This window comes from Chitinimonas naiadis (assembly GCF_054780835.1).
Window position 1 is genome coordinate 219,250 of record NZ_BAAGVO010000007.1, and the last position, 11,937, is coordinate 231,186.

The window sequence follows — 11,937 nt, forward strand, 5'->3', positions numbered from 1 at the left end:
GTGGGCACCGATACTTGCCCGGCTTTCGATATGTCTGCAATGAAAAACGCCGGCCCTGAGGGACCGGCGTTTTTCATGGACTGCTGTTGTCCGGAATCGCTTACTTCTTGCGGGCCGGTGGCAGGTCGGTACAGCTACCCTCGAATACTTCGGCTGCCAGGCCGATGGATTCGCCCAGTGTCGGGTGGGCATGGATGGTCCTGCCGATATCCACGGCGTCGGCACCCATTTCAATCGCCAGGCAGATTTCGCCGAGCATATCGCCAGCGTGCGTGCCGACCATGGCGCCACCGATCAGACGATGTGTTTCCGCATCGAAAATCAGCTTGGTAAAGCCTTCGTCGCGGCCGTTGGCGATGGCACGGCCCGAGGCGGCCCACGGGAAGACCGACTTCTCGATCTTGATACCCTGCTTCTTGGCGTCGTCTTCCGTCACGCCCACCCAGGCCACTTCCGGATCGGTGTAGGCAACGCCCGGAATGACACGTGCGTCGAAGTAGGACTTGTGACCGGCGGCGACTTCCGCCGCGACATGGCCTTCATGCACGGCTTTGTGCGCCAGCATGGGCTGACCCACGATATCGCCGATTGCGAAGATATGCGGCACATTGGTCCGCATCTGCTTGTCGACTTCAATGAAGCCACGATCGGTAACCGCCACGCCGGCGTTCTCGGCACCGATCAGCTTGCCGTTGGGTGCGCGGCCAGCGGCGACCAGTACCATGTCGTAGCGTTGCGGCCCCTTGGGTGCCGCCTCGCCCTCGAAGGTCACGTAGATGCCGTCTGGCTTGGCTTCTACGGCGACCGTCTTGGTCTTGAGCATGATGTTGTCGAAGCGATAGGCGTTCATCTTCTGCCAGACGCGGACCAGGTCGCGATCCGCTCCCTGCATCAGCCCATCCATCATTTCCACGACGTCCAGGCGCGCACCCAGGGTGGAGTACACCGTGCCCATTTCCAGGCCGATGATGCCACCGCCGATGACCAGCATCTTCTTGGGTACTGTCTTGAGCTCCAGTGCGCCGGTGCTGTCGACGATGCGCGGATCTTCCGGAATAAAGGGCAGCTTCACCACGCGGGAGCCGGCTGCGATGATGGCTTGCTTGAACTTGATGACCTGCTTGCCACCCGTCTTGGCCTGCCCCTCACCTTCGGTCAGTTCGACCTCAATATGGTTCGGGTCCAGAAAACGGCCGTAGCCACGGACGACATCGACCTTGCGGGCCTTGGCCATGCCGGTCAGGCCGGTCGTCAGCTTGCCGATGACCTTTTCCTTGTAGCCGCGCAGCGCGTCGATATCGATTTCCGGCTCGGGGTACTTGATGCCGTTGGCTGCTAGGTGCCTGACTTCGTCGATCACGGCTGCGTTGTGCAGCAGCGCCTTGGAGGGGATGCAGCCGACGTTCAGGCAAACACCACCCAGCGTGGCATAGCGCTCGATCAGCACGGTCTTCAGGCCCAGGTCGGCGGCACGGAAAGCGGCCGAATAACCGCCTGGCCCTGCGCCGAGTACCAGTACGTCGTATTCCACGTCGGCACCACCGGTGTGGCTCGCCGCTTGCGGTGCTGCTACAGGACTGGCTGACGCGGCGGGCGCGGCTGCAGCAACCGGCTGGCTGGCTACGGCGGCAACTGCTGCTTCGACGGTGGCGATCACGCTACCTTCGGAAACCTTGTCGCCCACCTTGACGTGGATGGCCTTGATCACGCCCGCGCTACTGGCGGGCACTTCCATGCTGGCCTTGTCGGTTTCCAGCGTGATCAGCGAGTCTTCGATGGCAACGGTGTCGCCTACCTTCACGAAGACCTCGATCACATCGACGTTCTTGGCATCGCCGATGTCCGGTACCTTGAGTTCAATCACATTGCTCATGTCGGTCCCTTACAGCATCAGCCGGCGGATATCGCCCAGCACTTGCGACAGATAGGTCGTAAAGCGGGCGGCAGAGGCACCGTCGATCACGCGATGGTCGTAGCTCAGCGACAGCGGCAGCATCAGGCGTGGCGCAAATTCGCTGCCATTCCATACCGGCTTGATGCTGGATTTGGACACGCCGAGGATGGCGACTTCCGGCGCGTTTACGATAGGTGTGAAGGCCGTACCACCGACACCACCGAGCGATGAGATGGAGAAGCAGCCGCCCTGCATCTCTGCCGGCAACAGCTTGCCGTCGCGTGCCTTGGCGGCCAGCGCGCCGGTCTCGGTCGCGAGTTCGATCAGGGATTTCTTGTCTGCATCACGGATGACCGGAACGACCAGGCCGTTCGGCGTATCGGCGGCAAAGCCGATATGGAAGTACTGCTTCAGCACCAGGTTGTCGCCATCAAGGCTGCTGTTGAAGTCCGGGAACTTCTTGAGCGCCGCCACGACGGCCTTGATGATGAAGGCCAAGGGGGTGATCTTGAGGTTCTGCTTTTTCAGCTCCTCACCCATTTCCTTGCGGAAGGCTTCCATATCGGTGATGTCGGCTTCGTCGAACTGGGTGACGTGCGGAATCATGACCCAGTTGCGTGCCAGATTGGCGCCGGAAATCTTCTTGATACGGCTCAGCTGCTTGGATTCGACCGGGCCGTACTTGGCGAAATCGACCTTGGGCCATGGCAGCAGATCGAGGCCACTACCACCACCGCTTGCCGGTGTTGTGGCAGCTACTGCGCCACTCATCACACTCTTGACGAATCCCTGGATGTCGCTGGCCACGATACGACCCTTGGGGCCGCTGCCCTTGACCTTGGACAGGTCTACGCCGAGTTCGCGGGCGAACTTGCGTACCGAGGGGCTGGCGTGGGCAGCCGTGAAGGCGGCCTCATCGATCTTGGTCGTCGCAGCGACAGGCGCTGGGGCTGCTGCAGGCGCCGGTGTTGGCGACGGTGCGCTGGCCTGTGGGGCTGCAGGCGTTGCTGTAGGCGCGGGCGCTGCGACTGCGCCGCTGACTGCCAGGGTCAGGATCAGCGTGCCTTCCGAGGCCTTGTCACCGACCTTGATGGCCAGGCTCTGTACGACACCGGCACTGGGAGAGGGGACCTCCATGCTGGCCTTGTCGGTCTCGAGCGTAATCAGCGAGTCCTCGGCTTTGACGGTGTCGCCAACCTTCACAAAGACTTCGATCACGTCGACGTTCTTGGCGTCGCCGATGTCCGGCACCTTCACCTCGATGGTGCCGCCTGCGGCTGCGGGAGCGGCGGCTGGCGCAGCGGCTGGGGTCGGTGCCGGAGCCGGGCTGGCTGCAGCGGGCGCGGGGGCTGCTGCTTCGGCGCCGACTTCGATCACGGCGACCACGGTGCCTTCGCTGGCCTTGTCACCGACCTTCAGTCGGACTTCCTTGACCACGCCGGCAGTACTGGCAGGCACTTCCATGCTGGCTTTGTCGGTTTCCAGCGTAATCAGCGAGTCTTCCAGCTTGACGATATCGCCCGGCTTGATGAATACCTCGATCACGTCGACATCCTTGGCATCGCCAATGTCGGGTACTTTCAGTTCGATCAGATTGCTCATATGCGGTCCTGTGAGGGATTAGGGCTCGGCCGAACCAGTGTCCGGCCTGTTTACACGCAAGTGAGCGGGCAAGGGTGCCTCGCTCACTCCTCACTTCAAATCACACGGTCCACGGTGCCGGCTTGGTCCCGTCAATGCCGTATTTGGCAACGGCTTCTGCCACCTTACTGCGCGGCAGCTTGCCATCGTCGGCCAGGGCCTTCAGCGCAGCGATTACGACAAAGTGACGGTTGACTTCAAAGAAGTTACGCAATTGCTCACGTGTGTCAGAACGACCAAAGCCATCGGTACCCAGAACGACGTAGCGGCTTGGCACGTAGGCGCGGATCTGCTCGGCAAAGAGCCGCATGTAGTCGGTCGCGACAACCACCGGACCCTGGGTGTCCTTGAGCAGTTGGGTGACGTAGGGCACCTGCGGCTCAGCAGCTGGATTGAGCAGGTTGTGGCGCTCGGCAGCCATGCCATCGCGGGCCAGTTCCGTGAAGCTTGGGCAGCTCCACAGATCGGACTCGACGCCCCAGTCGCTCTTGAGCAGCTTGGCCGCGGCGATGACCTCATTGAAAATGGTACCCGAGCCCATGAGCTGTACGCGCAAATCACCCGCGTCACCCTTCTTGAGCTGGTACATACCCTTGATGATGCCTGCCTCGGCACCTTCCGGCATTGCCGGGTGCTCATAGTTCTCGTTCATCAGGGTGATGTAGTAGTACACGTCCTCCTGTTCGGCATACATACGGCGCATACCGTCCTGAACCACCACGGCAACTTCATAGCCAAAGGTCGGGTCGTAGCTCACGCAGTTCGGGATCGTGGCGGACATCAGGTGCGAATGACCGTCCTCGTGCTGCAGGCCTTCGCCGTTCAACGTGGTACGTCCAGCCGTACCGCCCAGCAGGAAGCCGCGGGTACGCATGTCGGCGGCGGCCCAGGCCAGATCGCCAATGCGCTGGAAGCCGAACATCGAGTAATAGATGTAGAACGGGATCATCGGCACGCCGTGGGTGCTGTAGCTGGTACCTGCCGCGATCCAGTCGGCCATACCGCCGGCTTCGTTGATGCCGTTCTGCAGAATCTGGCCGGCCTTGGATTCCTTGTAGAACATCAGCTGGTCGGCATCCTGCGGTACGTACTTCTGGCCGTCCTGGTTCCAGATGCTGACCTGGCGGAACAGGCCTTCCATGCCGAAGGTACGGCTCTCGTCGACCACGATGGGGACGATGTGCTTGCCCAGGGATTTGTCCTTCAGGAGCTGTGTCAGCATCCGTACGAAGGCCATGGTGGTCGAGTATTCCTTGCCTTCACCCGAACCCTTGAGCAATGCATCAAAGCTGTTCAGCGGCGGCACGTCGAGCGCATAGGCCTTGGTGCGGCGCTGCGGCAGGTAACCGCCCAGGGCCATGCGGTGGCCGCGCATGTATTCGAGTTCAGCCGAGCCTTCTTCGAACTTGACGTAGGGAATCTCGGCGAGCTTGTCGTCGGGCACCGGAATACCAAAGCGATCGCGGAACTGCTTGATCGAGTCCAGATCCAGCTTTTTCTGCTGGTGGGTGATGTTCATGGCTTCACCGGCAGAGCCCATACCGTAGCCCTTGACCGTCTTGGCCAGGATCACGGTCGGCTTGCCTTGCGACTCATTGGCGGCCTTGAAGGCGGCGAAGATCTTGGCGGGATCATGGCCGCCACGATTAAGGTCCCAGATATCCTTGTCGGACCAGTCGTGCACCAGTGCCTTGAGTTCCGGCGTGTTGAAGAACTGTTCGCGGACATAGGCGCCGTCACGGGCTTTCATGGTCTGGTATTCGCCGTCGATGACTTCCATCATACGCTTGGCCAGGATGCCCTTCTTGTCGCGAGCGAACAGGGCATCCCACTTGGTGCCCCAGACCAGCTTGATCACGTTCCAGCCCGAGCCGCGGAATTCACCTTCGAGTTCCTGAATGATCTTGCCGTTGCCGCGGACGGGACCGTCTAGACGCTGCAGGTTGCAGTTGATCACGAAAACCAGGTTGTCGAGCCGCTCGCGGCCAGCCATACCGATGGCACCCAGGGATTCCGGCTCATCCATCTCGCCGTCGCCACAGAAGGCCCAGACCTTGCGGCCTTCGGTCTTGGCAAAGCCACGGTCCTGCATGTACTTCATGAAGCGGGCCTGATAGATCGCCATCAGGGGGCCGAGACCCATGGACACGGTCGGGAACTGCCAGAAGTCCGGCATCAGCCACGGGTGTGGGTAGCTCGACAGGCCATTGCCGTTCACTTCCTGGCGGAAGCTGTCGAGCTGTACTTCAGTGAGGCGACCCAGCAGGTAGGCGCGCGAGTAGATACCGGTGGCCGAGTGGCCCTGCACAAAGATCAGGTCACCGCCGTGGTTTTCGCTCGGGGCATGCCAGAAGTGGTTGAAACCCACGTCGTAGAGTGTCGCAGCCGAGGCGAAGGAGGCGATATGCCCGCCCACGTTGGTGTGCTTGTTGGCACGCACCACCATGGCCATGGCATTCCAGCGCGTGTAGGCGCGGATCTTGTGCTCGACCGTGGTGTCACCCGGGAAGGCTGGTTCCGCTTCGACCGGGATGGTGTTGATGTATTGGGTCGTCGCGCTGTAAGGAATATTGGCGCCGCGCTCGCTGGCTTCTTCGATCAGCTTTTCGATGATGAAGTGGGCCCGTTCCGGGCCTTCGGCAGCGATAACGCCACTCAGTGCGTCCAGCCATTCCCGCGTTTCAAGCGGATCGAGATCGTCGTTGTGCTCAGCCATCTTGGGTACCTTGTGGGTGCGTCGTTATAGGAATTCGAGGGCGAACGCGGCCGCAATGCCGCGGCTTGTGGCCGTGACCGGGTGGGGCGTTCGGGTATGGGGGGGCAAGCAAGGCCCTTGCTGGGCCGTGCGCCATGAACCGGGCTGGCGGGTCGCCAGCGAAGCGTGGAGGTTGCGCTTCAAAGTTGTCTCAACAGCGTGCTTGGGTTAGCAACCCGCGTTGTACGGGTAGTCCGGGCTTTTTCAGCCTCTGGGTGTCTAGGTACTGCCGCGAGGGACCATCGGCCCCTCGCCTTACTCTGTGTTACAGGTCTTTCAGGATGCTGATACGTTTTTGCTCGTATTCGGCATCGGTGATCAAACCGTTGTCCTTCAGGCGCTTCAGGAGCTGCAGCCGTTCTTCGGCCTTGCTCAGCGGTGCCGCAGGCAATACCTGCTGAACGGGGGCTGGCGCCACTTGCGGTGCTGCTGCAGCCGGACTTGCCGGCTTGCCTGCCGCCGGTGCCGCTGGCTTGAAGGTGGTCGTCGGCGCTACCGGTGCCGCCTGGAAGGTGGTCTTGGGGCCGATAGGCTGGAAGGTGACGTCACCGCTTGGGCGCGTGGCGAGGCCGGTTGCAATATCCAGGCTCAGCCAGTCGGCGCGATTATTGACGCGCTCCGCACCGTTACCGGCCAGCAATTCGCAGTTCATGTCGTTGACGGGCTTGATCCGGCTACCGTGGTTAAGCGGACGGTTAGCGGTGTAGGAGCGCTGATAGGCCAGATCCAGCTGATCGCCACACATGCCGACCAGCAGGTTCAGACGGCCATTCTCCACAAACAGGCGGCCCGCATTCAGCACGCGCGGGATCAGCACGAAGCCGCCGGGGCGGTAGGAGGTACCGAACAGGATGTCGTCACCTGGCTTGGACTTGTTGAAAACAGGCAGCAGCCAGGTCGACAGGCGCTTGACTTCGTCTTCAGTGAAGTAGGGCGCCGGGTCCTTGTTGGTTTCTTTCTTGTAGAAATGCGCCAGCAGGTTTTGCAACTGTTCGGCAGAGAACGTGACCGGGTGCTGGTTGTTGGCGTTGACCGGGTCCAGTCTGACGTAGTCATCCGTTTCCGACCAAGGCTTGACCGTTTCGGTCGCAAATGCCGACGTTGCCACGACCAGACCGAAGAACAGTGCGCCCAGGCGTGAGGTAAAAACATGCTGCATGCGTATCTCCATTATGTTGTTGCCGCGAGCAAGACCGCCTTTATATCGCAAAGCCTCGCTCTGCGCATCGTGGCTGGCCCCGATCGAAGTTTGTCCCTAGCTGTGCAATGACTGTTTTATGTACTCAATCAAGCGGTTGGTGGATGAGTCATGGCCACTGGCCGGGCGACTGTCCTTCAGTTCGGTTTCTATGGTCTTGGCGAGTTGCTTGCCAAGCTCCACGCCCCATTGATCGTAGGAATTCACGCCCCAGATGGTGCCCTGGACGAAGATCTTGTGTTCATAGAGCGCAATCAGGCTACCCAGGGTTTTCGGGTTCAACTGGTCCATCAGCAAGGTATTGCTGGGGCGATTGCCTTCGAAAATCTTGTGCGGGACCAGGGTTTCCAGCGCCGGGCCGGTAAGTCCCTGCTGCTCGAGTTCAGCACGTACTTCCTGCTCATCCTTGCCGCGCATCAGCGCTTCGGACTGGGCCAGGAAGTTGGCCAGCAGGATGGTGTTGTGCTCCTGGCTGCTCTTGGGGTTGTGCACGGCGGCGATGAAGTCGATCGGGACGAGCTCGGTGCCCTGGTGCAGCAGTTGGTAGTAAGCATGCTGGCCATTGATGCCAGGCTCGCCCCAGATCACGGGGCCGGTATGGTAGTCGGCGCGCTGACCGTCCAGCCGCACCGACTTGCCGTTGGACTCCATGTCGAGCTGCTGCAGATAGGCCGGCAAACGATGCAGGGGCTGGTTGTAGGGAGAGATCAGCTGCGTGCTGGCACCCATGCCGTTGATATACCAGATACCCAGCAGTGCCAGCAGGACTGGCAGGTTTTCCTGCAGCGGCGCGCTGGCAAAGTGCTCGTCCATGGCGCGTGCGCCGTCCAGCAAGTCACGGAAATGAAGCGGCCCGATATAGAGCAGGATGGGGAGGCCGATGGCGGACCAGAGCGAATACCGTCCGCCTACCCAGTTCCAGAAGCCGAACATATTGTCGGTATCGATGCCGAATGCACTCACTGCTGCGGCATTGGTCGAGACGGCAACGAAGTGCTTGGCGACGGCACTTTCCTGGCCTGTGGCATCGATCAGCCATTGCCGGGCTGCGCGGGCATTGGTCAGGGTTTCCTGGGTCGTGAAGGTCTTGGAGGCGACGATGAACAGCGTGGTCGAGGGATCGACCTGCGCCAGCACATGGTTCAGCTGCCATCCGTCCACGGTGGAGACAAAGTGCATGCGCAGGTGGGAGGCGCCGAAATCCTTGAGCGCCTCACACGCCATGAATGGGCCAAGGTCGGAGCCGCCGATGCCGATGTTCACGATATCCGTGATGGCGCGGCCATCGTGGCCTAGCCAGGCGCCATTGCGAACACGCTCCGCAAATGCGCCCATCCGATCCAGTACATCGTGCACAGCAGGCACGACATTCTCGCCATCGACCTCGATGATCGCGTTCCGGGGGGAACGCAGTACCGTGTGCAGAACGGCCCGATCTTCCGTGACGTTGATTTTCTCGCCGGCCAGCATGCTGCGTCGTCGTGCTTCCACGCCGCTGTCCTGGGCCAGCTGCAGCAATGCGGCGCGCGCCGCATCGTCCAGCCGGTTCTTGGCGTAGTCGAGCAGGATGCCGCAAGCCTTGAGGCTGTAACGCTCGGCGCGACCGGGGTCCTGTGCAAAAACCTCCCGTAGTTTCAGTGCCTTGAGCCGCTCTGCAGCGGTCAGCATGGCTTGCCAGGAGGGAGATTGTGTCAGCGTGGTCATAGATGATTCACGATATGTTTCTGAGCCCGTGCAGGCTGGCCGTGCTGTTCAGCGATGCTGCCGGCGAACCCGCACGCCATTGTATGCCTCAGCGATCTTCGTAGCCGCGTACGCGACGTTCCTTGAGATTGCGTTTGATCTTTTCAAGCTGGTCTATCAGCTCCGGTCCGCGACGCAGGGCGACGCCCACTGCCAGGATATCGATCACTACCAGATGGACGATGCGGGTGATCATCGGCGAGTAGAGATCGGGATCTTCCGGCGTATCGGCGTACAACGTGACGTTGCAGCGCTTGGCCAGTGGCGAGTTCGAGTGGGTGATGCCGATGACCTGCGCGCCTGCTTCACGCGCCAGTTCCACCGAGCGGATCAGGTCGATGGTCCGGCCCGAGTTGGAAATCGCGACCACGGCGTCTCCCGCCTTGAGCAAGGAGGCGGACATGCCGTGGATGTGGGGGTCGGAATAGGAAATGCAGGGGACGCCGAGACGGAAGAACTTGTGCTGTGCGTCCTGGGCCATGATCCCGCTGTTTCCCAGCCCGTAGAACTCGATCTTGCGGGCCTTGGCCAGGATGTCCACGGCCTGCTCGATGGCATCCGGATTCAGCTCGTTGCGGGTACGCATGAGGCTGGAAATCGTATTGTCGAACAGCTTGGCCGCGAGGTCGTGCGCCGTGTCGCTCATTTCCACCGCACTGTGGACATAAGGCACGCCCGATACCAGGCTACGGGTCAGGCGCAGCTTGAAGTCCTGCAGGCCGGTGCAATCCACCGAGCGGCAGAAACGGATCACGGTGGGTTGCGATACGCCTGCCATCTCGGCGATCTGTGCGATCGGGGCGTGCGCCACGAAGTTCGGCTGGGCGAGCACCAGTTCTGCGACCTTGCGTTCCGACTTCGAGAGTTCCTGCAACAGCGACTTGATCTTTTCCAACATGTTTTTTTCGTCTCCCCGCTATGAAATTGTCCGCTCAGGCTGTTTTGCGAACGGCCAGGGCGTCTAGCGCGGCAGCGGTACCGCGCAAGGCTGGATTGTTGGCGACGATCACGTAACTGGGCACGGCCGCCAGGTAATTGGAAAAGCGTCCTTTTTGCTCGAAACGCTTGCGGAAGGGCGATGTCGCGAAGTAGTCGCCGAGCTTGGGCACAATGCCGCCGCCGATATAAAGGCCACCGCGGGCGCCGAGTGTGACCGCGAGATTGGCAGCGGCGGTGCCGAGCATGCCGCAGAACGTGTCGACCGTTTCGCGGCAAAGGGGGCAATCGCCGGCAACGCCACGGCTGGTGATCTCTGAGGCGGACAGGCCTTCCTCGGTTTGCTGGTTGAGTTCGGCAAGCGCCTTGTAGAGGTTGACAACGCCAGGACCGGACAGCAGGCGTTCTGCCGAGACATGGCCGAACTCGCGGCGCAGGATGCGCAGGATTTCGTCTTCCTTGTCGTTGAAGGGGGAGAAGGAGACGTGCCCGCCTTCGCCCTGGATCGGAATCCAGCGGCTGGCTTCACCTGGCTGATGTGCCGGTATCAGGCCGGACACGCCGAGGCCCGTGCCGGCGCCCAGCAGGGCGATCGGCAGGTCGGCATTGCGCTCGCCACCACCCACCTTGACCAGTTCATCCTCACCCAGCAGGGGCAGGCTCAGCGCCAGGGCGGTGAAATCGTTGATGACGCTGAGTTCATCCAGTGCCAGTTGTAGCTTGAGGGCCGACTGGGAGAAGGACCAGTGATTATTGGTCATCTTGACCACATCGTCCGCTACCGGGGTGGCGATGCCGATGGCAGCCCAGCGCGGCTTGACGTCCAGCGGTGCCAGATAATCCTGGGTCGCTTCGTAAAGGCCGGGGTAGTCTGCGCAGACCAGATTGCGCTCATCGCTGATGGCGGCACCGGCTTCACGGATCAGCGCGAAGCGTACGTTGGTACCGCCGACGTCGGCCAGCAAACGTGGAAAAGTAAGGCTGAGGTTCATGAATCAAGCTGCCCAGTAGACATGTTGCGAGCCCTTGGCGGCATCCAGTACGCGCGCGATCGGCAGTCGCTGCTGGGTGTTGGCCATGGCTGCTTCGAAAATGGCGCGCTTCTTGTCGCCGGTCAGGTGCACCAGCAGCTTGCTGGCCTGCGCGATGGCGGCAAGGGTCAGCGTAATGCGCGGGTAGGGTGCGGTTGTCGGGTTGACTGCGGCGACCAGGGCGGTGCTGTCGGGTGCCGCGGCACGCTCCAGTTCGCTGGAGCAGGGAAAGAGGCTGGCCGTGTGGCCATCTTCGCCCATGCCAAGCACCAAGACATCGAACGGTTGCGGAATGGCCTGCAGGCGGGCAGCAATGGTGACACAGCCTTGTTCCGGGGTGGCATCGCCGCTGTACAGGCTGATGAACTGCGCTGCTTCCACCTGATACTTGAGCAGGCTTTCACGCACCAGACGCTCGTTGCTATCAGGATGGTCGATGGGCAACCAGCGATCATCGACCAGGGTAATCCAGACGCGACTCCAATCCAGCCGCATCTGACGCAGTTGCTGGAACATGCCCACTGGCGTCTTGCCGCCAGAGACAGCCAGGCTGGCCGCGCCACGGGACTCGATCGCGGTCTCCAGCGTTGCAGCAATCTCTCGTGCCAGGCAGATGTCGAGATCGATGCGGGAATCGTATTCGTGGAGGGTCGGGTCGGCCATGTTGTCTCTTCTGATTACCTTCGTCGGCGTGTCGGGTCGGTTGCCGGTGCCGCGAAAAACCGAGTGTCGGGCGGTT

The 11,937-nt window shown here is 61.4% G+C and carries 8 protein-coding genes; all 8 read right to left on the bottom strand.

The window, feature by feature from the left end:
* Window positions 1-100 precede the first annotated feature (100 nt).
* On the bottom strand, window positions 101-1,873 hold the full coding sequence (gene lpdA, locus ACYVHK_RS21450) for a dihydrolipoyl dehydrogenase family protein (RefSeq protein ID WP_460536401.1): 1,773 nt from the start codon (window positions 1,871-1,873) through the stop codon (window positions 101-103).
* Window positions 1,874-1,882: 9 nt separating this feature from the next.
* The gene (gene aceF, locus ACYVHK_RS21455; RefSeq protein ID WP_460536403.1) at window positions 1,883-3,496 is read right to left on the bottom strand and encodes a dihydrolipoyllysine-residue acetyltransferase; all 1,614 of its coding nucleotides are present in this window, start codon (window positions 3,494-3,496) and stop codon (window positions 1,883-1,885) included.
* 100 nt (window positions 3,497-3,596) lie between these two features.
* A complete protein-coding gene (gene aceE, locus ACYVHK_RS21460) occupies window positions 3,597-6,251 on the bottom strand; it encodes a pyruvate dehydrogenase (acetyl-transferring), homodimeric type (protein ID WP_460536405.1) in 2,655 nt (884 codons plus the stop codon).
* A 304-nt stretch (window positions 6,252-6,555) separates the two neighbouring features.
* Window positions 6,556-7,449 (bottom strand): SHOCT domain-containing protein, encoded by an 894-nt coding sequence (locus ACYVHK_RS21465; RefSeq protein WP_460536407.1) that lies wholly within the window; start codon window positions 7,447-7,449, stop codon window positions 6,556-6,558.
* 96 nt (window positions 7,450-7,545) lie between these two features.
* Window positions 7,546-9,192, bottom strand: a complete 1,647-nt coding sequence (gene pgi / locus ACYVHK_RS21470) for a glucose-6-phosphate isomerase (RefSeq protein WP_460536409.1) — start codon at window positions 9,190-9,192, stop codon at window positions 7,546-7,548.
* 88 nt (window positions 9,193-9,280) lie between these two features.
* Window positions 9,281-10,129 (bottom strand): transcriptional regulator HexR, encoded by an 849-nt coding sequence (hexR, locus tag ACYVHK_RS21475; protein ID WP_331985677.1) that lies wholly within the window; start codon window positions 10,127-10,129, stop codon window positions 9,281-9,283.
* A gap of 34 nt (window positions 10,130-10,163) precedes the next feature.
* Window positions 10,164-11,159 carry a glucokinase gene (locus ACYVHK_RS21480; RefSeq protein ID WP_460536411.1) on the bottom strand — a complete coding sequence of 332 codons (996 nt, stop codon included), beginning with the start codon at window positions 11,157-11,159 and terminating at the stop codon, window positions 10,164-10,166.
* A 3-nt stretch (window positions 11,160-11,162) separates the two neighbouring features.
* On the bottom strand, window positions 11,163-11,861 hold the full coding sequence (gene pgl / locus ACYVHK_RS21485) for a 6-phosphogluconolactonase (RefSeq protein ID WP_460536413.1): 699 nt from the start codon (window positions 11,859-11,861) through the stop codon (window positions 11,163-11,165).
* Between the last annotated feature and the right edge of the window lie 76 nt (window positions 11,862-11,937).